This is a genomic window from Sinorhizobium sp. FG01, assembly GCF_002531875.1.
Taxonomy (GTDB): domain Bacteria; phylum Pseudomonadota; class Alphaproteobacteria; order Rhizobiales; family Rhizobiaceae; genus Sinorhizobium; species Sinorhizobium fredii_C.
In genome coordinates, this window is sequence record NZ_NWTB01000009.1 from 173190 (window position 1) to 198570 (window position 25381).

Annotated in this window: 17 protein-coding genes; 7 read left to right on the forward strand and 10 right to left on the reverse strand. The window is 63.4% G+C overall.

Features of this window, described 5'->3' with window-relative positions:
- Positions 1-26: 26 nt before the first annotated feature.
- On the reverse strand, positions 27-1814 hold the full coding sequence (gene aspS / locus CO656_RS16895) for an aspartate--tRNA ligase (protein WP_097526563.1): 1788 nt from the start codon (positions 1812-1814) through the stop codon (positions 27-29).
- A 292-nt stretch (positions 1815-2106) separates the two neighbouring features.
- Between aspS and CO656_RS16900 the strand changes: the two genes are divergently transcribed.
- From CO656_RS16900 to CO656_RS16920, 5 genes are all read left to right on the forward strand, one after another.
- Positions 2107-3393, forward strand: coding sequence for an MFS transporter (locus tag CO656_RS16900; protein WP_097526477.1), 1287 nt, complete (start codon positions 2107-2109; stop codon positions 3391-3393).
- 72 nt (positions 3394-3465) lie between these two features.
- Positions 3466-4866 (forward strand): multicopper oxidase family protein, encoded by a 1401-nt coding sequence (locus CO656_RS16905; protein ID WP_097526478.1) that lies wholly within the window; start codon positions 3466-3468, stop codon positions 4864-4866.
- A gap of 80 nt (positions 4867-4946) precedes the next feature.
- The gene (gene rnd / locus CO656_RS16910) at positions 4947-6098 is read left to right on the forward strand and encodes a ribonuclease D (RefSeq protein ID WP_097526479.1); all 1152 of its coding nucleotides are present in this window, start codon (positions 4947-4949) and stop codon (positions 6096-6098) included.
- 159 nt (positions 6099-6257) lie between these two features.
- A complete protein-coding gene (locus tag CO656_RS16915; RefSeq protein ID WP_097526480.1) occupies positions 6258-7319 on the forward strand; it encodes an adenylate/guanylate cyclase domain-containing protein in 1062 nt (353 codons plus the stop codon).
- Between the two features lie 118 nt (positions 7320-7437).
- Positions 7438-8790 carry an esterase-like activity of phytase family protein gene (locus CO656_RS16920; protein ID WP_097526564.1) on the forward strand — a complete coding sequence of 451 codons (1353 nt, stop codon included), beginning with the start codon at positions 7438-7440 and terminating at the stop codon, positions 8788-8790.
- A gap of 71 nt (positions 8791-8861) precedes the next feature.
- Here the strand turns inward: CO656_RS16920 and ppx are convergent, their stop codons facing one another.
- The 4 genes from ppx to CO656_RS16940 form a co-directional block, all read right to left on the reverse strand.
- Positions 8862-10385 (reverse strand): exopolyphosphatase, encoded by a 1524-nt coding sequence (gene ppx, locus CO656_RS16925; protein ID WP_097526481.1) that lies wholly within the window; start codon positions 10383-10385, stop codon positions 8862-8864.
- An 11-nt stretch (positions 10386-10396) separates the two neighbouring features.
- Complete coding sequence (locus tag CO656_RS16930; protein ID WP_086022722.1) at positions 10397-12583, reverse strand: RNA degradosome polyphosphate kinase; 2187 nt, start codon at positions 12581-12583, stop codon at positions 10397-10399.
- Positions 12584-12647: 64 nt separating this feature from the next.
- Complete coding sequence (hdaA, locus tag CO656_RS16935; protein WP_037413926.1) at positions 12648-13337, reverse strand: DnaA regulatory inactivator HdaA; 690 nt, start codon at positions 13335-13337, stop codon at positions 12648-12650.
- The gene (locus CO656_RS16940) at positions 13321-14487 is read right to left on the reverse strand and encodes an AI-2E family transporter (RefSeq protein ID WP_097526482.1); all 1167 of its coding nucleotides are present in this window, start codon (positions 14485-14487) and stop codon (positions 13321-13323) included. The genes hdaA and CO656_RS16940 overlap by 17 nt, the downstream gene beginning before the upstream one ends.
- Positions 14488-14726: 239 nt before the next feature.
- On the opposite strand from CO656_RS16940, the gene purM reads away from it, so the two are divergent.
- Positions 14727-15797 carry a phosphoribosylformylglycinamidine cyclo-ligase gene (gene purM / locus CO656_RS16945; RefSeq protein WP_097526483.1) on the forward strand — a complete coding sequence of 357 codons (1071 nt, stop codon included), beginning with the start codon at positions 14727-14729 and terminating at the stop codon, positions 15795-15797.
- Complete coding sequence (gene purN / locus CO656_RS16950) at positions 15794-16459, forward strand: phosphoribosylglycinamide formyltransferase (RefSeq protein WP_097526484.1); 666 nt, start codon at positions 15794-15796, stop codon at positions 16457-16459. Before purM ends, purN begins: the two co-directional genes overlap by 4 nt.
- A gap of 16 nt (positions 16460-16475) precedes the next feature.
- Here the strand turns inward: purN and CO656_RS16955 are convergent, their stop codons facing one another.
- The 5 genes from CO656_RS16955 to CO656_RS16975 all read right to left on the reverse strand — a co-directional run bounded on the left by CO656_RS16955 (position 16476) and on the right by CO656_RS16975 (position 25378).
- Positions 16476-18350, reverse strand: coding sequence for an adenylate/guanylate cyclase domain-containing protein (locus tag CO656_RS16955; RefSeq protein WP_097526485.1), 1875 nt, complete (start codon positions 18348-18350; stop codon positions 16476-16478).
- A gap of 156 nt (positions 18351-18506) precedes the next feature.
- Positions 18507-19886: an AcvB/VirJ family lysyl-phosphatidylglycerol hydrolase gene (locus CO656_RS16960; RefSeq protein WP_097526486.1), complete on the reverse strand. Its 1380-nt coding sequence runs from the start codon at positions 19884-19886 to the stop codon at positions 18507-18509.
- Positions 19883-22495, reverse strand: coding sequence for a bifunctional lysylphosphatidylglycerol flippase/synthetase MprF (mprF, locus tag CO656_RS16965; protein ID WP_097526487.1), 2613 nt, complete (start codon positions 22493-22495; stop codon positions 19883-19885). Before mprF ends, CO656_RS16960 begins: the two co-directional genes overlap by 4 nt.
- A gap of 95 nt (positions 22496-22590) precedes the next feature.
- Complete coding sequence (locus CO656_RS16970; protein WP_097526488.1) at positions 22591-23187, reverse strand: NUDIX domain-containing protein; 597 nt, start codon at positions 23185-23187, stop codon at positions 22591-22593.
- Positions 23188-23245: 58 nt separating this feature from the next.
- Positions 23246-25378, reverse strand: coding sequence for a molybdopterin oxidoreductase family protein (locus CO656_RS16975; protein WP_097526489.1), 2133 nt, complete (start codon positions 25376-25378; stop codon positions 23246-23248).
- Positions 25379-25381: the final 3 nt, after the last annotated feature.

Genomic DNA, 25381 nt, shown 5'->3' on the forward strand with positions numbered 1-25381 from the left:
CGGGCTTACTTCGCTTCTTCTGGAGCTCAGTCCTTTTTCTGCGGGATCGGCCGGATCGCCAGTTCGCGCAGCTGCGCCGGCGTTGCCGGCGACGGCGCACCCATCAACAGATCGACCGCCTGTTGGTTCATCGGGAACAGCGAGATCTCGCGCAGGTTCTTGGCTCCGACCAGCAGCATGACGATTCGGTCGATGCCGAAGGCCATGCCACCATGCGGCGGGGCGCCGTATTGGAAGGCGCGGTAGAGACCGCCGAACTGCGCTTCGACATCCGCCTGGCTGAGGCCGACATTCTCGAAGGCCTTGACCATCAGCTCCGGCGACTGGTTACGGATCGAGCCGGATGCGATTTCGAAGCCGTTGCAGACCATGTCGTACTGGAATGCCTTGATCGACAGCAGGTCGTCGCCCGAGAGCGCCTCGAGGCCGCCCTGCGGCATAGAGAACGGGTTATGGGCGAAGTCGACGCGCTTCTCGTCCTCGTTCCATTCATAGAACGGGAAGTCGACGATCCAGCACAGTTCGAAGCGGTCGCGATCGACGAGGTTCAGCTCCTCGCCGGCCCTGGTGCGGGCTTCGCCGGCGAATTTGTAGAACTTGGCCGGCTCGCCGGCGACGAAGAAGCAGGCGTCGCCATCCTCGAGGCCGAGCTGCGTCCGGATCGCATCGGTGCGCTCCTCGCCGATGTTCTTGGCGAGCGGGCCTGCCCCTTCGAGCTTCTCGCTTTCCTTGCGCCAGAAGATATAGCCGAGGCCGGGCTGGCCCTGGCTCTGGGCCCAGGCGTTCATGCGGTCGCAGAAGGCGCGGCTGCCGCCGGTCTTGGCCGGAATAGCCCAGATTTCCACCTTCGGGTTGGAGGCAATCATGTTGGCAAAGACCTTGAAGCCGGAGCCGGCGAAATGCCGGGTGACGTCCTGCATCTCGATCGGGTTGCGCAGATCCGGCTTGTCGGATCCATATTTGCGGATCGCCGTGTCATAGGGAATGCGCTGGAACTTTTCGGTGACGGGCTTGCCGCCGGCGAAATCCGAAAAGATCGCGCGGATCATCGGCTCCATCGTGTCCCAGACGTCTTCCTGCTCGACGAAGCTCATCTCCAGGTCGAGCTGGTAGAATTCGCCCGGCAGCCGGTCGGCACGCGGGTCCTCGTCCCGGAAGCACGGCGCGATCTGGAAATAGCGGTCGAAGCCGGCAACCATCAGGAGCTGCTTGTACTGCTGCGGCGCCTGCGGCAGTGCGTAGAAAGTACCGGGATGAATGCGGCTCGGCACGAGGAAGTCGCGCGCGCCCTCCGGCGACGAAGCCGTCAGGATCGGCGTCGTATATTCGGTGAAGCCGATGTCGGTCATTCCCCGGCGCATGGCGGCAATGACCTCGGTGCGCTTGATGATATTCTTGTGCAGCGTCTCGCGGCGCAGATCGAGGAAGCGGTACTTGAGGCGCACGTCTTCCGGATAGTCCGGCTCGCCGAAGACCGGCAGCGGCAACTCCTTGGCGGCCGACAACACCTCGATCTCGCGGGCATAGAGCTCGATCTCGCCGGTTGGCATGTTCTTGTTGACGGTCTCGTCGGTGCGCGCCTTCACGGTTCCGTCGATGCGGATGACCCATTCACCGCGCACGGTTTCCGCCATCTTGAAGGCGGGCGAATCCGGATCGGCGACGACTTGGGTGACGCCATAATGGTCGCGCAGGTCGATGAAGAGCACGCCGCCATGGTCGCGGACGCGGTGAACCCAGCCGGAAAGGCGAACGGTGGAGCCGACATCCGACTTGCGGAGAGCGGCACAGGTGTGGCTGCGGTAACGGTGCATCGTCTGGTCCTGGAATTGCAAATGGCCGCGCGAGGCTCGCCAAGGCGGGCGCGGCGGCATAGCCAAAGTCGGGCGGAAAAGCGCATGATGCGCCGGATTTGTCAAGGCCGCGGCGCTCCCGCTGCCCGTCCGATCGGCACTGTCCATCGCAACGTCGCTGCGACTATGCGCCCCTCGGCGGGGACGACACCCGAAAAGGTCACAAATCGCGACTGTCCCCGCCTATCCCGGATCGCTAAACAGAAGAAAGACCCACCCGCTCACGAGTCGCCGCCGTAAAGCCGGATGCGCCATGTCCCAGATTCGCCCGCTCATCCCCCTCCTCCTCACCGCCGGCATCCTGATCGGCGGCAACGGACTGCAGGGCACCTTCATATCCTTGCGTGCGCTGGAGGAAGGCTTTTCGACGTCGCTGATCGGCCTCGTCGGCGCCGGCTACAATATCGGCTTTGCGATCGGCTGCGTCTATGTCGCCCGCATCCTTCGCGCCATCGGTCATATCCGTACCTTCTCGGCAATGGCGGCAATCGCCTCGGCGGCAGCAATCGCGATGGTGCTCGTCATCGATCCGGGCTTCTGGTTCCTGATGCGGCTCGTCGCCGGCATCTGCTTCGCCGGCCTTTTCGCAACGGTAGAAAGCTGGCTGAACGCCAGCGTCACCAATGCCAACCGGGCCCGCACGCTGTCGGTCTACCGCCTCGTCGATCTCGGCTCGGTGACCGCCGCGCAATATCTGATACCCGGCGTTGGGATCGGCGGCTTCGAGCTCTTCGCCATCATCTCGATGGCGCTGACGCTCTCGCTCGTACCGATCTCCTTTGCCGACCGGTCGAGTCCGATCGCACCGGAGGCGATCCGCTTCGACGTCAAGGCGCTCTGGAACATCTCGCCGCTCGCCACTATCGGCTGCATCGTCGTGGGGCTGACCAATGCCGCCTTCCGTTCGCTCGGGCCGATCTATGCGCAGGAGATCGGGCTTTCGGTGACCGCCATTGCGACCTTCATGAGCGCCGGCATCATCGGCGGCGTGGTGTTGCAATATCCGCTCGGGCATTATTCCGATCAGATCGACCGGCGGCTGATCATCCTCATCGCCACTTTCGGCTCACTTGTCGCCGGTCTCTTCCTCGCCTTCGGCGCCGGCAGCGACGAATGGCTGAATTTTGCCGGCATCTTCGCCTTCGGTGCCTTCGCCATGCCGCTCTATTCGCTCTGTTCGGCCCATGCCAACGACCACGCCGCCGAAGGCCAGCATGCGCTGGTCTCCGCCGGCATGCTGTTCTTCTGGTCGCTCGGCGCCATCATCGGACCGCTCTTCGCCTCCTTCATGCTCGACCTTTTCGGACCGCGGGCGCTCTTCATCTATACTGCTGTTATCCTTTTCCTCTTCATGCTCTACACGCTGCAGCGCATGACGGCGCGGGAGGCCGTGCCGGCCGGCGAGCGTGCGATGCCGTTCCGCAATCTGCTACGCACCTCGTCCTTCTTCAACAAGCTGGCCGGCGGCAGTCAGCAGCAAGATCGCCTGCGGCAAGATGCACGGTCTCCGCGAATTGCTGAACGCGAGGATCAGGTTTAAAACGGCGCCATTCCCGAAACGCTGCGGGCAACGCCATCGCTCTGCCGCCCGCCTTTTTCGAATGTGGACGCCATGACCCCGATGCTGAGCCGCCGCAGTTTTCTTCAGGGCTCGGCGGCGCTCGGCGGCGCCTTTGCGCTCGGCGCCGGACTTGCAGCACGCGCCGAAGCGACTGCCGAACCGCAAGTGCTGACGGCACAGCTTGCGCAAGCGCAGATCGCGGCCGACGGCGTGACGCCCGTCATGACCTACGGGCTCGGCGATGCGCCCCATTCCGGCATGCCGCCGGTCTTGAGGATGCGCAAGGGCGAGGCCTATGCGGCCAGGCTGGTGAACCGGCTCGATGAACCGACAACGATCCATTGGCACGGCTTGCGGGTCGCTAACGCCATGGATGGAGTGCCGGAGATGACCCAACCTTACGTTTATCCCGGCGATCACTTCGACTATGTCTTCACCCCGCCCGACGCCGGCACCTTCTGGTACCATCCCCATTGCAACACGCTGACACAGATGGGCCACGGCCTCACCGGCGTCATCGTCGTCGAGAATCCGGCGGACCCCATTTACGACGCCGAGATTGTCCTCAATCTTCGCGACTGGCGGCTTGGCGCCGGGGGGAAATATATCGACCCGTTCAAACCGCGGGATGCGGCGCGGGGCGGCACCTACGGAACGGTCAGAACCGCCAATTGGCAGAAGGAACCGGTTTACGACGCGCCCGCCGGCGGCCTCGTCCGCGCCAGGATCGTGGCGACCGACGTGACGCGGATCTATACGGTCGGTGTAGAGGGCGCAAAGGCGAAGGTGGTCGCGCTCGATGGCAACCCGGTCGAACATCCGTTCCTGCTCGACCGCTTGGATATCGGGCCGGGGCAGCGCGTCGATCTCGTCCTGCGCATGCCCTATAGCGAAGGGGGGCGCGCGACGCTTGGCAACTTCCGCGGCTCGAACCCTTGGACGATCGCAAGCTTCCGGGCGGCCGGACCTGCCCTGAATCGGGATCTTGGCGACGTCGCTCCCCTCCCCGCCAACCCTGTCGCCGAAGCCGACCTGTCGACGGCGAAACGGATTCCGCTCGAGCTCACGGCGACCGCGGAACACAAGGCGACGCCGTCGATCTGCGGATCGCTCGGCTACACCTTCTGGGCGCTGAACAAGGTTCCGTGGCCGGGGGACACGCCCGAGCCGATTGCGCCGATCGAGGAAATGAAGCTCGGCAAAAGCTATGTGCTCGAAATCGCCAATCGCACGCCGCATGCGCACCCGATCCACCTGCACGGCTTGAGCTTCCGCATCCTCAGCTCAAACAAGCGGAGCTTCCTGCCGCCGCCAACCGACACGATCCTGCTCCTGCCGGACGAACAGGCGGAGGTGGCGCTCGTGGCCGACAACCCCGGCGACTGGGTGATCCACTGCCACATCATCGAACATCAAAAGACCGGGATGACCGGCTATTTCAAAATTATCTGACATTTTCGATTGTTACCGCCGCAGCGAAACGATAGAGGGAAGGCTCAAGCCTCATTTTCGCCATAGTGATTTCAGTCCCGATGATTCAGACGACAGTAGAACTGGAGGCCGCCTGCCAAGAGCTGGCCCGCTCGAGCTATATTACGATCGACACGGAATTTCTGCGCGAGACCACATTCTGGCCGGAACTCTGCCTGATCCAGATGGCGAGCCCGGATGCGGCGGTGATCGTCGATCCGATGGCGCCGGGAATCGACCTCGCGCCCTTCTTCGCGCTGATGGCCAATGCCGACGTCGTCAAGGTCTTCCACGCGGCGCGCCAGGACATCGAAATCATCCACCACCTCGGCAACCTCATTCCGCATCCGCTTTTCGACACGCAAGTGGCGGCCATGGTCTGCGGCTTCGGCGACAGCGTCTCCTATGACCAGCTCGTCAGCCGCATCAAGAACGTGCAGATCGACAAGTCGTCGCGCTTCACCGACTGGAGCCGCAGGCCGCTCACCGACAAGCAGCTCGAATATGCGCTGGCCGACGTAACGCATCTCAGGGACATCTACCATTACCTCAAGGCGGAGCTCGAGCGGGAAGGACGCTCCTCTTGGCTGGCCGAGGAAATGGCCATTCTGGAGAACCGGGAGACCTACGATCTTCACCCGGAGAATGCCTGGCAGCGCCTGAAGATGCGCGTCAGAAAGCCGATCGAGCTGGCGGTGCTGCAGAAGATCGCCGCCTGGCGCGAGCGCGAAGCACGGGCCCGCAACGTGCCGCGCGGCCGAATCATCAAGGACGACGCGATCTACGAGATCGCCCAGCAGCAGCCGAAGGATGCGGAAGCACTCGGCCGGCTGAGGACCATTCCCAAGGGTTGGGAGCGTTCCGCTGCCGGGACCGCGATCATCGAGGCGGTCACCGAGGCGCTGGCGCTTCCGAAGGCCGATCTGCCCCGCCTGCCGCGCCAGAACCACGCGCCGGAGGGCGCTGCGGCAGCGGGCGAGATGCTCAAAGTGCTCCTGAAGCTCATCGCCGAAAAGGAGGGCGTGGCGGCCAAGATCATCGCCAGCAGCGACGATCTCGATCGGATCGCCGCCGAAGGCGAAAAGGCCGACGTCGCCGCGCTGCACGGCTGGCGCCGGGAGCTTTTCGGCGACATGGCGCTGAAGCTTATCAATGGCGAGGTGGCGCTTCGCTTCGTCGGAAAGAAGATCGAGGCGATGGAAATCGGCGGTTGAACGGCGGCAGCCGCCAACACCTTTCCGCCCGAATCCGGTCTTAGCCAGACGAATTGAAATGCTGATCCGACTCAACGGATCAGGTGTTCGCACTGCCGCGAATGAGACTTCCGCAGGCGCGGCCATCCTTCCGCTGTTTGATTCCCGAGGCCATCGCGCATGCGCTGGAGATTTTCCACGCTCGAATTCATTTTCCTGCTTCTGGTTCTTGCCGGCAGCGGCGTGGCCTATGCATGGGTCGTCTATGGCGACGGAGCGCTGATCGGCGCGACCTTTGCGGTGTTCATCTGCATGCCGGTCCTTGCCTTTGAACGCCGCATCATCCTGCGGCGCCTCTACAGGGCGATCCACAGCCTTCCGACACCAGCCTTTCTCCTGTCCTCCATCGCCGTCTATTTCGCCGTCGAAAATCTCGGTTTTGTGGCGGCGGGGGTGGTGCTGAAGACGACGGGCGTGCTGCAGCAGTCCTGGAGCGAGGCGATGGTGCCGTCCTTCAATGTGCTCGTCTATGCGCTCGTCGTTTCCGGTCCGATCATTTTCGTGCTGCGGGTGCGGGAACTGCTCGGCCGCGACGTCTTCCTGAGCTTGCTTATGGGACGCTACCGCAAGCCGGTGCAGGAGGAACGCGTATTCCTGTTTATCGACGTCGCCGGCTCGACCGCCTATGCCGAGCGCTTCGGCGACCTCAGGATGCAGGAATATCTCGGCAAACTGTTTGCGGAGCTCGCCGATCCGGTGCTGCGCTATCGCGGCTCCATCGACGACTATATCGGCGACGCCGCGGTCATCACCTGGCCTTTTGACCGAGCCGTGGCCGACGCCGCCTGCATTCGCTGCGTCTTCGACATTCTCGACCAGGTCCAAGCTTCCGCCTCCCGCTGGCACAAGGTGTACGGCGAGGTCCCACGCCTGCGCGCGGCCCTCCACGGCGGAACGATCGTTGCCGCTGAAATCGGCGTCGACAGGCACAAGATCACCTATTTCGGGGACACCGTGAACACGACGGCGCGTCTCGAAGGTCTCTGCCGAACGCTCGATCGGCAGGTGCTGATTTCCGCCGATCTGTTGCGGCGCATGCGCCTGCCGACCTTCGTCGGAAGCGAGGACCTGGGAGAGCACGAGATCAAGGGACGCGGCCAGAAACTCGGCGTATTCTCGCTGCGCCCCGCGCAGCTGGAGCGTGCCCTGAGACGCTCCGTCTTCGCTCCCGTGGACGGCTAGTGTCTCCGTCATCAAAGCTTCACCGGCCTGTCAGAGAAGCGTCAACTCGCCGTCATCAAAGCCGCCTATCGGGAAGCGACACAGCTCGAACCCAACAGCTCGAACCCAGGTGAATTTGATGACGAAATCCATCCTCGCCGTTGCCTTGACGCTCCTGTCGGCGACCACCGCGCTCGCCGATGAAAAGGTCTTTCCGGCGACGCTGAAGGCCCATGCGGTCCTGCCGGCCAATACGATCATCGCCGCGCCTGGGGATGCGGCGGACTACCTCAAGACGTCGGGCAAGTTCTCGACCGCCGACCGCAACCGCGCGACGGAGCTCGGCAGCGTAGCGGGCAAGGACGGCGTCCGCCCGACCGGCCTTTCTCTCCCCTTCAACGGCCAGCCGATGCAGGGCTTCTCCGGCATCAAGGCGATGCCGGACGGCACTTTCTGGAGCCTTTCGGACAATGGCTTCGGCAACAAGCTCAATTCGACCGACGCGATGCTGATGCTGCATCATCTGAAAATCGACTGGGACGCCGGCAAGGTCGAAGCATTGAAAACCGTCTTCCTGTCCGATCCCGACCGCAAGGCGCCCTTCCCGATCGTCATGGAAGGCTCTGCCACACGCTATCTCACCGGCGGAGACTTCGACGTCGAGTCGATCCAGCCGGTCTCCGACGGCTTCTGGATCGGCGAAGAATTCGGTCCCTACGTGCTGAAGTTCGACACGACCGGCAAGCTCACCGACGTGATCCCGACGACGGTGGACGGCAAGCCGGTGCTGTCGCCGGACAATCCGACGCTGACGCTCCAGGCGGACCCGTCGAAGAGGGCGCCCGCTTTCAACCTCAAGCGCTCCGGCGGCTATGAAGGTCTGGCTCTGTCCAAGGACGGCACCAAACTCTACGGCCTGCTCGAGGGGCCGATCTGGACCGACGGCGAAACGGTCGAACAGGCGGATGGCCGCCCGGCGCTCCGCATCGTCGAGCTCGATGCCGCAGCCAAGGCCTGGACCGGGCGTAGCTGGCTCTATCCGCTCGCCGAAGGCGGCGAGGCGATCGGCGACTTCAATATGCTCGACGAAAAGTCGGCGCTGGTAATCGAGCGCGACAATGGTGCCGGCACCGTCGACAAGGCCTGCGCCGATCCCAAGGATCCGAAGCCGGATTGCTTCGCGGTCGGGTCGAAGCTGAAGCGCGTCTACAAGATCGCGATGGACGATGAGTATGTCGGCAAGGCCGTGCGCAAGATCGGTTACATCGACCTCCTGAAGATTTCCGATCCGGACAACAGGAAGCGCCAGGGCGGCGACGGCTATTATGACATGCCTTTCGTCACCATCGAGAACGTCGATCGCGTCGACGACGCGCATATCATCGTCGGCAACGACAACAACCTGCCCTTCTCCGCCGGACGTGCGCTCGACAAGGCAGACGACAACGAATTCGTGCTGCTCGAAGTCGGCGACTTCCTGAAAGCCGAATAGCCGAACGGTCGCGCGTGGAGACCCGCGCGCGACCGTTCCCACCATCTGAAACGACGCCGCTTGGTGACCGCTCAGCTCTCGAAGTGGAAAGCGAGCTTCTTGCCCGTCAGCCGGCTCAGTTGCTGCAGGCGGCCGTCGAGACGTTCGCCCTCGAAATCGAGATAGGCCGCGGGCACGACGAATTCGAGATCGACCTCCGGCCGCGGCGACGGCCGCAGGGTCAGATGGCGCGCGACGCCCGGCATCGAGGCGGAGAAGAGATAGGCAACCCGCAACAGGCCGCCGAGCAGCTTTGCCAGTTCGAGCAGGCGCGGCGTGGTGATGCCGGCGAGCGGGCTGGTGGCGCCGTCGTCGTTGAGCCCCTCGAAACGATAATAATTTGCAAGCGCGATATAGGCGCGGCCGGCATGGGTAATGCCGGTGAAAGCGGAGTGCGCGATGATGTTCAACGCCTGCAGGCCGCGATAGTCCGGATGCGCGCGCCAGCTGATATCCGCCAGCAGGCAGGCGGCCTCGCGGTAACGGCGCTCCTCCTCGGCTTCCTCGATGCCGAAATGCGGCACCATCCGCCCGGTCCACTCGGCAAGCTCGCGCGCATGTTCCGGGGAGCGGGCACGCAGGATGGCGATCTCGTCGGCAGCGGTCAGCAACGGGTCCTGAAGGCGTTCGTCGTCGGAAAGGAGCGAGTAGAGGTAGCCTTCGCGAACGCCAAGCGCCGAAAACGAAATGCGCTCGGGCTTCATGATCGAGATCGCCTCCTGCATCGTCACGGCGCCGAATGGCAAGAGGCTGCGACGGCTCTTGGAAATCGTCGCGAAGGCGGAGGGCTTCAGGGTCTTGGGCTCGATCACTTCGGCCAGGATCGCCATCGCCTCGTCATAGGAGATCTCATAGCCCTGCATCATGTGCAGCGGATAGCCACGCATTTCCATCTGCAGCTTGGCGATGGCGCGCCAGGTTCCGCCAACGGCGTAGAAGGTGCGCCCGGTACCCCGCCCCAGTACATCCGCGCCCTTCATGAACTTCCGCACCCAGGTGCGCGCCCGGCTCAGGGAGCCGTTGCTGTGCTCGAACAGCCGGATGCCGCCGAGCGGCAAGGTGATCCCGTTGCCGATGCGCCTGCCCTCGACCTCGACCAGTTCGAGCGAACCGCCGCCAAGGTCGCCGACGATGCCATCCGGATCGTGGTAGCCGCTGACGACGCCCATGGCCGAGTAATAGGCTTCCTCCTCGCCGGTGAGGATCCGAACCTTCTGATCGAGAATGGCTTCCGCCTTCTCGATGAAGACGGCGCCGTTCGAGGCCTCGCGCGCGGCGGCCGTCGCCAGCACATACATTTGCGTGGCGCGGGCCTGGTCGGACAGCGCACGGAACCGGTGCAGCGCTTTCAGCGCCCGCTGAACGCTCTCCTCCTCCATCCGGCCGGTGGCGTCGATGCCCTTGCCGAGGCCGCACATCACCTTCTCATTGAAGAGCACGGTCGGGGCACGGCTAAGCCCCTCGTAGACGACGAGGCGAATGGAGTTGGAGCCGATGTCCACGACGGACACCGGGCGTATGCCGGGCAGACGCCCCTGCGCTTCAGATTCGACCATGCGATTCCAGTTTACTTGCGCCAACCGCTATTCCAGCCGGCAATCAGCTTCGGTGCACTGGACTTCAGAGCCTCACCCCGGCCCGAAAGGCTGGGATTGGTCATGAAATAATGCTGCGCGTTGAACGGCTCGGCGTCCTTGTCGACTTCCATGCGGCGCGAGGTGCCGTCCGGAAGAATCTCGTAGCTCTGCTGGTTGTCGATGAGATTGCCCAGCATGATCTGCGAAAGAACCTGTTCGTGCACAGTCCGGTTGATGAGAGGCACGAGCGTCTCGACCCGCCGGTCCAGGTTGCGCGGCATCATATCCGCCGAACCGATATAGACAAGCGCATTTTCCGAAGGCAGGCCGTGGCCGTTGCCGAAGCAGAAGATCCGGGAATGCTCGAGGAAGCGGCCGACGATGGACTTGACACGGATGGTTTCGGAAAGCCCGGGGACCTGCGGCCTCAGGCAGCAGATGCCGCGAACGACGAGATCGATCTCTACGCCTGCGCGGCTTGCCCGGTAGAGAGCATCGATGATTTCCGGATCGACGAGCGCGTTCATCTTCATCCAGATCGCCGCCGGCCGACCCGCTTCGGCGTGCGCAATCTCCTCCTCGATGTGCTTGAGGATCCGCGGGCGCATGGTGTGCGGCGAGACCGCGAGCTTCATCCCCGCCTCCGGCTCGCCATAGCCGGTGATGAAGTTGAAGATGTTCGCCATGTCGTGGGCGATCACCGGATTGCAGGTGAAGAACGAAAGATCGGTATAGATCTTCGCCGTGACCGGGTGGTAGTTGCCCGTGCCGAGATGGCAATAGGTCCTGAGCTTGCCCTCTTCCCGCCGCACGACCATCGACATCTTCGCGTGGGTCTTCAATTCGATGAAGCCGAAGACCACCTGGACGCCGGCGCGCTCGAGGTCGCGTGCCCAGCGAATATTCGCCTCCTCGTCGAAGCGGGCCTTGAGCTCGACAAGCGCGGTGACCGACTTGCCTGCCTCGGCGGCATCGATAAGCGCGCGCACGATCGGGCTGTCGTTGGAGGTACGATAGAGCGTCTGCTTGATCGCCAGCACGTCGGGATCGCGCGCCGCCTGCAGCAGGAACTGCACGACGACGTCGAAGGACTCGTAAGGATGGTGGACCACCATGTCCTTCTCGCGGATCGCGGCGAGGCAGTCGCCGCCGTGCTCGCGGACGCGTTCCGGGAACCGTGGATTATAGGGCTCGAAACGAAGGTCCTCGCGCGGCGCCTTGGTGATTTCGGAAAGCGTGTTGAGCGCCAGCAGCCCGGGCAGCACGGCGACGCGGTTGTCCGGAACGCCGAGTTCGTGCACGACGAACTGGCGCAGCGACGCCGGCATTTCGGAATCGGTTTCGATGCGGATCACCGACCCGCGGCGGCGGCGCTTCAACGCCGTCTCGAACAGCCGGACCAGATCTTCCGCCTCTTCCTCGACTTCGATATCGCTGTCGCGGATGATCCGGAACGTCCCCGAACCCTGAACCTCATAGCCCGGGAACAGGCGGTCGATGAACAGGCCGACGACATCTTCGAGAGTGATGTAACGGATGACGTTCTTGACGTCCGGCAGGCGGACGAACCGGTCGAGTGCCACCGGCAGGCGCAGGAGCGCCGTCATCGGCTCGCGGCCGGTCTTACTGACGAGTTGCAGGCCCATGGAGAAGCCGAGATTCGGAATGAACGGGAACGGGTGCGCCGGGTCGATCGAAAGCGGCGTCAGGACCGGGAAGATCGACTGGTCGAATTCATTGGCGAGCCAGCTCTTGTCCTGCGCCGAAAGAGAAGCCGGACGCACGATCAGAATATCTTCCTTGGCGAGATATTGCTGGAGGACTGCGAGCGATGCCTGCTGCTCCATCTGGAGATTGTCGATCTCCTTCAGGATCTCGTCGAGTTGTTCGGCCGGCGTCTTGCCGTCCGGGCTGCGCAACGAAACGCCCGATCGCACCTGGCCCTCGAGGCCGGCGACGCGGACCATGAAGAATTCGTCGAGGTTGGCAGCTGAAATCGACAGGAAGCGGACGCGCTCCAGGAGCGGATGCGCGGTGTTCAGCGTCTCCTCGAGTACCCGGCGGTTGAATTGAAGCCACGAGAACTCGCGGTTGATGAAACGCTCGGGGCTCGTCAGAAGGTCAATTTGCTCCGCCGGCGCCCTGTTTTCGGTGATTGCAGACGTCGCGTTATCCATTCCCATCAGACCCCATTGCTCCGGATGAACGAGCTATCCCACTTTGACGACGGTTCTGTGACAGTCAATCGGGCCGGCGGGCAATTGCGAGTTCTTCCAAGACTTCCGCCGCAAGGGCCCGCGTCAACCGCGTGCCGCGGGCAAGCGCCAGATGGTCCATCCGCTCGACAAGGGTCTGTGCAGCCTCTAGCGAGCGCTCCATCCGATTGACTATATAGGCCACGAAACGCTCGTCGACGAGCAGCTGGCGATCGGCAAAAAGCTTGAAGAGCACCTGCGTCAGGAGTTCGTCGTCCGGTTCGCCGATCTCGACAACGGTGGCGGCCTTGAGGCGCGACTTGAGGTCTGGAAGGGTCACCGGCCAGGACATCGGCCACAGCCGCGAGGTCATCAGAAGCGCCGTACCGTTCTGGCGGACGCTGTTGATGACATGGAATAGCGCCGTGTCGTCGAAACCCTTTCGGTCGACATCCTCGAAAAGCACCGGCTTCGAAGCGGCGACGTCGGCGGCGTCCGTACCGGCAACGGGATGGATCGGTTCGGCACCCGACGCCTCTCGCCAGATGCTGGCGAGGTGCGACTTCCCGGAACCGACCGGACCGGCGATGATGACGACCGGCGACGGCCAATCCGGCCAATGATCCACGATTGCAATGGCCGCGCTCAGGCGATCGGAGACAAGCAGATCCTCCCGGCCGGTTGACGGGTCGTGGCCGAAGACGAGCGGCAGTTGTTCGTTAGGACGTCTTGTCATGCTTTGCTCTGGAGGACGGCATAGGTCGGCTGGGCTCCTGGCCCTCCGACTGCTGGTTCGCGGCCGCCCTATGCCCATGATAGAGGTCGCTATCAAGGTATCGCTGGATGCCGAAACGGACAAGCACTCCGACCGCGGCAGCCGCCGGCACCGCGACGAGCAGGCCGACGAAGCCGAACAGCGCGCCGAAGGCAAGCAGCGCGAACATCAGCCAGACGGGATGGAGGCCAACGCTCTTGCCGACCAGCTTAGGCTGAAGAACGTTGCCTTCGAGGAACTGGCCGGTGAAGAAGACGGCAAGGACGAGCAGGATCCAGAGATAGTCCGGCCAGAACTGGACGATCGCCACGCCGACGGCAAGAACCAGGCCGACCAGCGAGCCGACATAGGGGATGAAGCTGATCATACCGGCGAAAAAACCGATCAGCAGTCCGAAATTCAGGCCCACAAGCGACAGGCCAACCGCATAGTAAAGGCCGAGAATGAGGCATAACGAGCCCTGGCCGCGAACGAAGCCGGCGATCGTCGTGTTCATGTCGCGGGCGATCTGGCGCACCACGTCGACATGGTCGCGCGGCACCCAGCTATCCACCTTCTCGACCATGTGGTCCCAATCGAGCAACAGATAGAAGGCGACCACCGGTGTGATGATGAAGAGCGACAGGATATCCAGGAGCGCCATGCCTGAATTCCAGAGCTGCTGGAACAGGGTGCCGAGAAAGACTGCCCCCTGCTCGAGAAGCTTGGCGGAATTCTCCTTGATCGTCGCCATTTGCGCCTCGAGCCAGTCCGGCACGAGGGTCGACTGGGTGGTATCCGCCACGAAGGCCTGAAGCCTGGCGACATAGCCGGGCATCTTCTGGATGAAATCGGCCGCTTGGGTGAAGATCAGCGGGATGACGATGATCAGCGACAGCGCAAAGAGAAGAACGAAGGCGACGAGAATGGCGATCGTCGCCATCAGGCGGCTGAGGCCAAGGCGTTGCAGCCGGTCGGCGACCGGGTCGAGGAAATAGGCCAGCGCCATCCCGGCGAGGAACGGCAGGAGGATGGAACTGAAGACCATCAGGAAAGCGATGAAGGCGGCGAGCACGAGCAGCCAGAAGAAGATCTGGCGCTGAAGTCCTAAACCGCTGATCCGATTGCCCATGGTATCCCCGTCCCGCGGTCGTCGCACGGTGCGCGCCCGCATCTTCGTCCGACGAGATAGGGTGCAGCGCGCGCGCAGGTCAAGCCCGGCTGCCTTCAATCCGCTCCGTTCGCGCCTGAAGGCGATGAGCGAAGGCAAAAACGTGAAAAAAGGCCGCAAGGCCCGGCCTCTCCGCTTGCACTCCTTAGCTTACCGTGCCAATCGCATCCGCAAAATACGACGAGCCTTGGAGAACGAGCATGAGCCAGTCGGGAAAGAACGGCCTCACCTATAACGACGCGGGTGTGGATATCGATGCCGGCAATCTGATGGTCGAAAAGATCAAGCCGCATGTGCGCTCGACCCGGCGTCCCGGAGCCGACGGCGAGATCGGCGGCTTCGGCGGCCTCTTCGATCTCAAGGCGGCCGGCTTCACCGATCCGGTCCTTGTCGCCGCCAATGACGGCGTCGGCACCAAGCTCAAGATCGCCATCGACGCCGACAAGCACGACACGGTCGGCATCGACCTCGTCGCCATGTGCGTCAACGACCTTGTCGTGCAGGGCGCCGAACCCTTGTTCTTCCTCGATTATTTCGCCACCGGCAAGCTCGATCCCGACCAGGGGGCGGCAATCGTCGCCGGCATCGCCGCCGGCTGCCGCGAGGCGGGCTGCGCGCTGATCGGCGGCGAAACGGCGGAAATGCCGGGCATGTATTCCGGCGGCGACTACGATCTTGCCGGTTTTGCCGTCGGCGCGGCCGAGCGCGGGCAGTTGCTGCCGGCGGGCGACATTGCGGAAGGCGACGTCATCCTCGGCCTTGCCTCCTCCGGCGTGCATTCGAACGGCTATTCGCTGGTCCGCAAGATCGTCTCGCTCTCTGGCCTTTCCTGGGACACGCCGGCGCCCTTCGGCGAGGGCACACTTGCCGAAGGGCTGATGACCCCGACCCGCATCTATGTGAAACCGCTCCTGAAGGCAATCCGCGAGACCGGCGCGATCAAGGCGCTGGCGCACATCACCGGCGGCGGCTTTCCGGAAAACATTCCGCGCGTGCTGCCCAAGCATCTCGCCGCCGAGATCGACCTCGACGCCGTCAAGCCGCCGGCGGTCTTCTCCTGGCTGGCCAAGACAGGCGGCGTCGCCGCCAATGAGATGCTGCGCACCTTCAATTGCGGTGTCGGCATGATCGCCGTCGTTCCGGCAGCGGAAGCCGACAGGGTCGCGGCGGTGCTTGCCGGTGAAGGCGAAACCGTCTTCCCGCTCGGCCGCATGGTGGCGCGCGAAGAGGGTGCCGCCGGCACGATCTACAAGGGCAGCCTCGCCCTATGAGTCTATCCCCGGCCAGGAAGAAAAAGGTGGTCGTCTTCATCTCCGGCGGCGGCTCCAACATGCTGTCGCTGGCGAAAGCCGCGGCCGAACCGGATTTTCCGGCCGAAATCATTGCCGTCATTTCCGACAAGGCGGAAGCCGGCGGCCTTGCCAAGGCGGCAGCGCTCGGCATCGCCACAGCCTCGTTCGTGCGCAAGGACTTCCAAAGCAAGGAAGATCACGAAGCGGCGATCCTCGCCGAGCTCGACCGGCTGCAGCCGGACATCATCTGCCTTGCCGGCTATATGCGCCTGCTGTCCGCCGCCTTCATAAAGCGCCACGCAGGCCGGATCCTCAACATCCATCCGTCGCTGCTGCCGCTTTTCCCGGGGCTGCATACGCATCAACGCGCCCTCGAGGCGGGCATGAAGCTTGCCGGCTGTACGGTGCATTTCGTCACCGAGGGCATGGACGACGGCCCGATTATCGCCCAGGCCGCCGTCCCGATCCTTGCCGGCGACACACCGGAGACGCTCGCCGCGCGCGTCCTGACGGTCGAGCACAAGACCTATCCGCTGGCGCTCCGACAGGTCGCCGAGGGCAAGGTCACGATGCAGGATGGGCGGGCGGTCAGCCACACGGTCGGCGATGCCTCTGGCGCGCTGATTTCTCCGGCGCTTTGAAACGGGGCAAAGTCTCTTACCCGAGGAGTTCAAGCACCTTCGGGAACCGCGCATGTTCTCGGATGGGATCGAGGTCCGAGTCGTACTTCACCCATCGTTTTGTTTCGTGGGTGGCGCGCGGGAGAAGCTCCACGAGCAGATCGATTGCCCGGTCATGTTCACCCTCGAGCGAGTAAAAGCAGGCCACGTTGTATTTCGCCAGACGATCGTCGGGATCGATGGTCAAGGCGCGTCCTGCCCATTCCTTAGCACGGTCGTGGTCTCCAAGCGCCGCGAGACCCAAGGCTCCCAAATAGGCGGGTCTCGCATTCTCCGGACGCAGCCTGAGCTCACGCTCGGCCCGCGCAACACCTTCCTGTGCCGCCATCCTCATTTCCTGATCGCGCCCGAGTGATCGGAGAATGTTAACGAGCACAAGCAAGGCTTGGTAATCATCCGGCTTGAGTTCTGCGGCGCGCAGGAAAAGCCGGGCCGCTTCATCCAGCTTACCCTGCGTAAAGCAGGCACGGGCATAAAAGTAGTAAGCTTCGAAAAGATTGGGATCGAGGGCGATCGCCTGCTCAAACTCTGCCATCGCTTCCGAATGCCGCTCGCGAAGCGAGAGGGCGAGGCCACGTGAAGCATGCGCTTCTGCCAGGCCGCTCTCAAGGTCCAGCGCCTTGGCGCTCGTCGCCAGAATGCCGTCAATCGAGACATCGGCGTTATAGTGAAGGAAGAGGAAGGAATCGCAGTCCGCGATTCCCGCATAGGCCCGCGCATAAAGCGGGTCGAGTTCGACAGCCATTGCGAACATGCGCTTCGCAAGCACGTAATGCGATTTGCAGTGCCAGTGCAGAAAATGCCGACCCCTGAGGTAATACGCATAGGCCTCGAAATTCCCCGTCGGGACTCGACCGATGACTTTCTTCTCCTCTGGCAGCAGCTTGACCTTCAGATGGTCGACGATGGTATGGGTGATCTCGTCTTGCAGGGCGAATATGTCGGTGAGATCACGGTCGTAGCGGTCGGCCCATACATGACCACCACCCTTGCCCTCCACGAGCTGCGCGGTAACGCGCACACGCGACCCGGCCTTGCGGATGCTTCCCTCCAGGATAAAGTTGACCCTTAGATCCTGGCTCACCTGCTGCACCTTCACCGGTTTGCCCTTGTATGTATAGGCAGTATTGCGGGCGACGACGAACAGGCCGGATATTTTCGACAAATCGGTAATGATGTCCTCGGTGATCCCATCGCTGAAATACTCCTGCTCTGGGTCACCGCTTATGTTGTTGAAAGGTAGAACCGCGATCGACGGCTTTTCGATCTCCCAAGGATCTTGCTGGCTAGAATCCGAACCGGTCGTTCGGAGAGCCGTAGGAAAGTCCAGGGTAATGCCATAGGCGCGCACCGGACGGTCGATGTTCTTGAGTGCCTGCTCGCCCATATCCTCGAATCGAAGATCGAGCCGATTGCCGACGTTATCTCGAACGGCTGCAGAGACCGCGATCCCGCCGGGCGTCGCTATGCTTTCAAGTCGAACCGCCACATTGACGCCATCCCCGAATATGTCATCGCCCTCGACGATCACGTCCCCGAGGTTGATGCCCATCCGAAGCTCTATCCGGCTGCGCTGCGGCACACCCGCATTGCGTTCCACCATACCCCGCTGGACCGTGGCCGCGCAGGTGACAGCATTTACAACACTTGGAAATTCCGCCAGGAATCCGTCGCCCGTGAGCTTCACGATGCGACCCTCATGCTCGGCTATCTTGGCGTCGATCAGTTCCCGGCGGTGCGATTTCCATGCCGCGTGAGTGCCTGCCTCGTCCTGGCCCATGAGGCGGCTGTACGTCACGACGTCTGCAGCGAGGATGGCCGTCAAACGTCTGTGCACCGTCGGATCGTTCATGTGACCACCCAGTCTTCGTGTACTGCCACTCTCGGGTGCCAGAATTCCAGGCCGACCCAATCATACCCCAGCGGCCAGCGAATGTCTCATCTTGTGCGGCCAAGACCCCCCACCTTCCGATCAATTGTGGAGGGGTGGTCAATTGGAAGCGCCGGCTCACTTCGCCTGAGCGAGCCGCCGGTCTAGGCCGTCGAGAACGCGACGCGTCAGGGCCGGATAGTCCTCGTCGAAATGATGGCCCCCTTCGATAGCGACAACATCGGCGCCGGATGATTTCAGTTCCGGGCAGGCATCGTCCTCTTCCTCGGTTCCGTAGAAGCACTGGAGCAGCGACGGATCGATCGCCTTGATGTCGTCGACCGGGTCGCCCGCGCTGCCCGCCCCTTCCGCGCCGAGCCAACCGAAGACCGAGATCTTGAAGTCCGCCTGATGCGACAACGCCATCAGCGTCACCTGGCGGACGCGCGCCCGCTCTGCGGGCGGCAGCAGGTTATAGATGCGCGGCAGGATATCGGCGCCGAAGGAGTAGCCGATCAAGAGCACGTTTCGGACATTCCACCGCTTGCGATAGTAGTCGATGATCCGCTGAAGATCGTTGGCGCTCTCCTGCGGCTGGCGCTCCCAAAAATAGCGCAGCGAATCCACGCCGACGACGGGAACGCCCTGCTGTTGCAGGACATTGCCGACCTCCCTGTCGATATCGCGCCAACCGCCATCGCCGGAATAGATCACCGCCATCGTATCGCGGCTCGGCTTGGCGTCGAGGACCGTCAGCGGCAATCCGAACGGATTATCCGCTTCGTCATCCTCCCCTAGATAATTCGACAGCGCGTCGGAGAGCGCCTTATAGGCTTCGTCGTCCGTCTCGTCGGTCTCGATTTCGGAATGCTTCTCGATAAGCGCAGCGACATGGTCTCGACCTGCCGCAGACGCTGCCGGAGAAAAGGTGACGGATACCGGGTCGGGCAAGGCTCCGTCGGTCAAGCCGTACACCATGCGGTCGTTCTTGCGGCTCTTCTCGGCCGGCGTGCAGAGCTGCTTGGTCAGAGCGATTCCTTCTTCTGGATCGACTGCAAGCGTCCTGCCGATCGTCGCGGCGGGGGATTGCGCGGCGATCGCCAGCGCCATTGCGCCGCCGGCGCCGACACCGGCAATGACAGGCGGGCGATAGGCGCCACTGCCCGCCGCGCGCTGCACCTGCTGGCTCAAGGATTCGAGGTCGGAGACCGTATAAATGCAGTCACCGTCGTCCTTGGCGAGCGACGCCAGATAGGCCTTCAGGTCGATGCCGATGACGATCGCGTTTTCGTCGGAAAGCGCACGAGCCGCGGTATCCTCCCTCGCCGTCCATCCGCCGGCATCCGAAAGCAGCACGACGAGTCCTGCCGCCTCTTGATTGGGGAACAGGATATGCGGCGACGGGATCATCCCTGTGTCGAACTTCTGCGCGTCCTCGGCCGCGGCCGAGAGGTTGGCCGCCCCGAGGACAAGGGCCGCGAGGATCGCGGCTTTCCGAACTTTGCCCATGACTGTCATTTCCTTATCACTCCCTTGAGGCCGCCGCCGATCAGGAAGGTCGCGTCCATCAGCGCCAGGATCGGGTTGAGCCCGCCGCTCGCTACCAGATAGCGTGGCTGCCAATGCGGATGGAACTTGGACTTGAAGGCGCGCAGGCCCTTGAAGTTGTAATAGCGTTCGCCGTGCTCGTAGAAGGTCCGTCCCGCACGGTCCCAAACCGGGGCCAGCCGGCGAGAGGACATGCCGGAAAGCGGCGCCATTCCGAGATTGAACCGACGATAGCCCTGCGCCTTCAGATATTCCATCAGCTGCGCGAACAGGAAATCCATCGCGCCCCGGGGCGCCTCCGGCGAGAAGCGCATCAGATCCACGGATCCCTCTTCCTTGGTGCCGGTCACAAGGATGTTCGCGAAGGCGACGATGCGGCCATTGCATTTGAGGATCGCTACCGGCTGTTCCGCAAGATAACCCGGATCGAAGGCGCCGAGCGAAAAGCCCTTCTCGCGGGCGCTGTGGTGCGCAAGCCAGGCATCGGATATCTGCGCAAGTTCCGGCAGGATCGCCGGCACATCGGCGGGCATCACCAGTGAAAATTCCAGCCCATCCCGCTGGCCGCGGCTCACCTGCTGGCGCAGGTTCGCCCATTTGCCGCCTTTCATCTCGAAGCGCGCAAGGTCGACCTCGGCGAGCTCGCCGAGGCGGAAGGCCCTCAAGCCCGCATCGGCGTAGTAAGCTAGGCCCTTGGGCGAGACCTGATAGAAGACGGCACGGCAGCCGTTGGAACGCGCCGTCTCGATGAACTGCCAGATCAAGTCCGGCCAGGCATCCAAGGGCCCGACAGGATCGAAAAGTGCGATCCAGGAGCGCGCCCAGCGGCCATACATGATGAAGGCGCGGCCGTCCGCCGAGAACATGATGCTCTTGTCGCCCATCCGCACCAGGTTGGCATCAGACATGTCCTGGGCGTCGAGAATGGCGATGGCGCGCTCGAGCTCCTCCTCGGATGCGGGCGCCACTGCCGTGGTGGCCGGCCGCATGAGGCTCCAGATCGCCACGGCGGTCGCGCCGATCGTCACGCCCAGCAGCGCGCGCAGGCCGCGCGGCGCCTCCGCCGAAAACTCGAACTGCCACCAGAGCTCATGGCTGTAATCGACGTTTCGATAGACGAAGAGCAGAACGACATACGCACCGAGGCAGATGACGCCCATCGCCATCAGCCAGGGGGCTGTCAGCGCCTGCCCGAACAGCGAAGCGGGACGGACGAAAAGCCGGCGGCTGGCGAGGAGGCCGAGGATGAAGAAGGCGAGCATGCCTGCTTCGACGAGCGCCACCGCCTTGACGAGCGAGAGCAAAAGCGCGGTGAGCGCGATGACGACCGATGCCCACCAGGCGCCATCGAGCCGCAGTGCCAGCCCGCGCGCGACGATGACCAGGGCCAGGCCCAGCAGGCTTGCCAGGAAATGCGCCCCTTCGACGATCGGCAGGGAGACATGGTCGGCGAGGAAGGCCAGGTTCTCGTCCGGCGTCGGCGTGACGCTCGAAAGAACCAGCATCAGGGCGAGCACGAGAGCGAGTGTCGCAAGCAGCAGCGGCGTCATCCGTCCGCCGGCGCGGCGCAGGCTGGACGCGGCCGGATGTCCAGCGAGCTGGCGGAGCTCCATGCCGATGATCACAAAAATGGCGATCAGCAGCGGCAACACATGGTAGATCACACGGTAGAGGACCAGTGCGCCGAGGACCGCATCGACATCAGCGGCCCGGCCGAGGGTCGCGACGATCACCGTTTCGAAGACCCCCAACCCGGCCGGGACGTGGCTCAGCACGCCGAGGCCGACCGCGACGGAATAGATCGCCAGGAATGCCGGCCAGCCGATCGTGCCCGACGGCAGCAGCACGTAGAGCACCGTAGCGGAGGCAGCGAGATCAAGCGCCGTTACCAGAAACTGACGCGACGAGGTCCTGGTATCCGGCAGGCGCAGGGTGACGCGGCCGATGCTCACCTCATGACCGCTCCGCGCCGCCACCATGACCGCGAGCATGGCGGCAAGCACGAGCATGGCGATTGCCCGCAGCCAGAACGGCTCGATCCCCATCAGCGGCGCAACATACTCGGCAACGGCGAGCAGGCTGAGGCAGGCGACGGCGGCAAGGCCGAGGCCGAAGGTGAGCGTGACGAAGGCAATGACCCGGCCGATTTCATCGGGCTCCAGGCCGAGACGGGAATAGGAGCGGTACCGGATCGCGCCGCCGCTCAACGGTCCGAAGCCCGCGGTGTTGCCCACAGCATAGGCACAGGATGCCGTCAGAGCGACGTCGACATAGGGGAGCTTGCGTTTGACGTAGTCGAGTGCGCCGACGTCGTAGAAGGTAAGCGCAAGAAAGCTCAGACCAGTGAGCAGAATGGCGGTTGCCACCGCGCTCCAGCTCGTGCCTGCCAGTGCCGCCACCACATCCTCATACTGCACTTCGGCAGTGAGGTGAAAAATCGCCACCCCGAAGAGCGCGATCATCAGGAGGATGCCCAAGGCGGAAAGATAACGTTGATTGCGCCTCAGGAATGGCCGCCACCCGATCTCCGCCGGTTCTGGCTGCGCTTCAATCTCGTGGGGGGTAGAAGGGGACGTCATGGATCGCCCGTGTCGTTGGAGTAGACACGAGGGATTTACCTCAGCGCATCGCCGACAAAAAGTGAATTATCGGTAATGTATGCCGTATCAAGGGGTTAGCCCGCGAGCGCCGCCCGGTTCAGCACGGCCCATTGCAGAAGCATGATCGTCTTGGCATCGCAGATTTCGCCGGTGCCGATCATTGCGACGGCGTCGTCCAAGGCGATTTCCAGCACCTCGATGTCTTCGCCCTCATGCGCCAGCCCGCCGCCGGCGGCCACCTTCTTGGACGTATCGATGCGGCCGAGGAAAAAACTCGTCCGTTCGGTTATCGAACCGGGGCTCATATAGGCGTCGAAGAGATGCATGGCACTCTCGATGCGATAGCCGGTCTCCTCCATCGCCTCGCGGCAGATCGCCACTTCCGGCGCCTCGCCGTCGAGCAGGCCCGCCGGCGTCTCGACCAGATAGGCGGGCTCCCCCTGCAGCAGGACGGGAAGGCGGAACTGGCGGACGAGCACGACGATCTGGCGTTCCGGGTCGAAAAGCAGGATCGTCGCTGCCCGGCCATGATCGTGCACCTCGCGAACGAGGCGGGCAGTCCTGCCGTCGGACATCTGTTGCTCGAGGGTGACCTGCTCGAGGCTGATGAAGCCCTTCCAGAGAGACCGGCGGTCGAGTATCCGGATGCGCGGGTCTTCATGCTGCGTCATGGGTGATCCTTGATGAAAGCGTTTTCACACGCATGCTGCGCGTGTCGAACATGGCTGCTCAGGCCCGGCGCATCCAGACCCGGTTGTCGTGGAAGGCCGCCCCTCCATAGGGTGCGACCGCGTCCGCACCGGTCAGGATATTGATCCCCTCGCCATCGAGATGGGCGCCGTTCGGCCAGAGACCCTCGGCAATCACCACGCCGCGGCGCGCACCGCCGCCGATCCTGGCATGAAGTCGGATCTCGCCGCGGTCGTTACCGAGCCGGACGATATCGCCGTCGGCGATGCCGAGCCCGGCTGCGTCCTCCACATGGATCATGACCTCCGGGCGCCCCTCCTTCTCGATCGAAGAGGGCGTCTCGGAAAACGTCGAGTTCAGGAACGAACGCGCCGGCGAGGTCGCCAGCCGGAATGGATGACGGCCGTCGGCGATTTCGATCAGATCGACATGGTCGGGAAACTCGGGGAGGCTGCCATGCGGTCCCTGCGGGCCCATCGATTTCGGCGGCCGGTTCGGTGCGGGTGTTCCGGTCCAGTCCGCCTTGAAGCGGAACTTGCCGTCCGGGTGCCCGAAACCCTTGAGGAAATGCGCTTCCTCGAACCCGGGCTGGCAATCAAGCCATTTCCGCTCCTTCATTTCTTCGTAGCCGAGGCCGTAATTGGCGAGGAGCCTGTCGATATGCTGCCGCTCCGAGAGGCCAAAGCCCGTTCGATCGGCAACGCCGAGGCGCTTTGCCAGTTCTTCGATGACGAACAGGTTGGTGCGCACCGTCGACGGCGGTTCGACGATCTTCGGGCCGATCAGAATGTGCTGGTGTCCGCCGCCGCGATAGAGATCGTCATGCTCCAGAAACATCGTTGCCGGCAGGACGATGTCGGCAAGCCGGGCGGTGTCGGTCATGAACTGCTCATGCACGGCGACGAAGAGGTCGCCGCGCAGGACCCCCCTCTTCACCAGCCGCTGCTCGGGCGCGACGTTTACCGGATTGGTGTTCTGGATCAGCATCGCCGTTACCGGCCCGCGATGGCGCAGCGCCTCGGCGTCGCCGGTCAGCACGCGGCCGATCTGCGATTGATCGAGCATGCGTATGTCGGGGTCGTGCAGAGCGGTGCCGACCAGTTCGCGCTTGTCGAGCTTGAAGATGTCGTTGTTGGAATGGAAGGCTCCGCCGCCCTCGTGCTTCCACGAGCCGAGCACGGTGGCGACCGATGCTGCGGCGTGGATTGCGACCGAACCGTTGCGCTGGCGGGTGAAGCCGTAGCCAAGACGGAAATAGGTTCTCGGCGTCGTCCCGACGAGTTTCGCGAAGGCCTCGATTTCCTCGACGGAGAGCCCGCTGATCGCCGACGCCCATTCCGGCCCGCGTGTCTCGAGATGCGCTTCGAGGCCGGCCGGGTCGTCGGCATACTCCGCCATATAGGGGCGGTCCGCGTAGCCGTCTCGGAAGGCGATATGCATGACGGCGCAGGCGAGCGCGGCATCGGTGCCGGGCTTCAGGATGAGGCCGAGATCGGCCTGCTTGACCGTCGGATTGTCGTAGACGTCGATGACGACAATCTTGGCGCCGCGCTCCTTGCGCGCCTTGACCGCATGGGTCATCACGTTGACCTGGGTTGCCACCGCATTGGTGCCCCAGATTACCACGCAATCGGACTTGGCCATTTCGCGCGGGTCCGGGCCGCGCAGGGCTCCGGTCGCCATGGTGAAGCCGGTCCAGGCCATGTTCGTGCAGATCGAGCCGAAGAAGCCGGAATAGCGCTTGGCATGGCGCAGGCGCTCGACGGAATCGCGCTGCACCTGCCCCATGGTGCCGGCATAGAAATAGGGCCAGACCGCTTCCGAGCCGTGTTCCTGCTCGGCCTTGACGAATTGTTCGGCGATCTCGTCGAGTGCCGCCTCCCAGGAGATTTCCTGCCAGCGCCCCTCGCCTTTCGCGCCGATGCGGCGCTGCGGCACCATCAGCCGGCCGGGATGATAGATGCGCTCGGCATAGCGCGCGACCTTGGCGCAGATGACGCCGGCCGTGTAGCTGTTGGCGGCCGCGCCGCGGACGCGCCCGATCCGGCCTTCGGCGGTCAGGTCCACTTCCAGCGCGCAAGCCGAGGGACAATCATGCGGACAGACAGAGTGGCCAACCGACTTTTCTGCTCTGATGGGGGTCGCAACGTTCATGGCTTTTCTATATGGCATCCG

Coding starts and splice junctions, on each gene's coding strand:
- CO656_RS16975 (WP_097526489.1), bottom strand. CDS start 25,378: ATGCCATATAGAAAAGCCATGAACGTTGCGACCCCCATCAGAGCAGAA.
- CO656_RS16960 (WP_097526486.1), bottom strand. CDS start 19,886: ATGACAGTCATGGGCAAAGTTCGGAAAGCCGCGATCCTCGCGGCCCTT.
- CO656_RS16915 (WP_097526480.1), top strand. CDS start 6,258: ATGCGCTGGAGATTTTCCACGCTCGAATTCATTTTCCTGCTTCTGGTT.
- CO656_RS16955 (WP_097526485.1), bottom strand. CDS start 18,350: ATGAACGATCCGACGGTGCACAGACGTTTGACGGCCATCCTCGCTGCA.
- purM (WP_097526483.1), top strand. CDS start 14,727: ATGAGCCAGTCGGGAAAGAACGGCCTCACCTATAACGACGCGGGTGTG.
- CO656_RS16920 (WP_097526564.1), top strand. CDS start 7,438: ATGACGAAATCCATCCTCGCCGTTGCCTTGACGCTCCTGTCGGCGACC.
- mprF (WP_097526487.1), bottom strand. CDS start 22,495: ATGACGTCCCCTTCTACCCCCCACGAGATTGAAGCGCAGCCAGAACCG.
- aspS (WP_097526563.1), bottom strand. CDS start 1,814: ATGCACCGTTACCGCAGCCACACCTGTGCCGCTCTCCGCAAGTCGGAT.
- CO656_RS16940 (WP_097526482.1), bottom strand. CDS start 14,487: ATGGGCAATCGGATCAGCGGTTTAGGACTTCAGCGCCAGATCTTCTTC.
- CO656_RS16905 (WP_097526478.1), top strand. CDS start 3,466: ATGACCCCGATGCTGAGCCGCCGCAGTTTTCTTCAGGGCTCGGCGGCG.
- CO656_RS16900 (WP_097526477.1), top strand. CDS start 2,107: ATGTCCCAGATTCGCCCGCTCATCCCCCTCCTCCTCACCGCCGGCATC.
- purN (WP_097526484.1), top strand. CDS start 15,794: ATGAGTCTATCCCCGGCCAGGAAGAAAAAGGTGGTCGTCTTCATCTCC.
- rnd (WP_097526479.1), top strand. CDS start 4,947: ATGATTCAGACGACAGTAGAACTGGAGGCCGCCTGCCAAGAGCTGGCC.
- ppx (WP_097526481.1), bottom strand. CDS start 10,385: ATGGTCGAATCTGAAGCGCAGGGGCGTCTGCCCGGCATACGCCCGGTG.
- CO656_RS16970 (WP_097526488.1), bottom strand. CDS start 23,187: ATGACGCAGCATGAAGACCCGCGCATCCGGATACTCGACCGCCGGTCT.
- hdaA (WP_037413926.1), bottom strand. CDS start 13,337: ATGACAAGACGTCCTAACGAACAACTGCCGCTCGTCTTCGGCCACGAC.
- CO656_RS16930 (WP_086022722.1), bottom strand. CDS start 12,583: ATGGATAACGCGACGTCTGCAATCACCGAAAACAGGGCGCCGGCGGAG.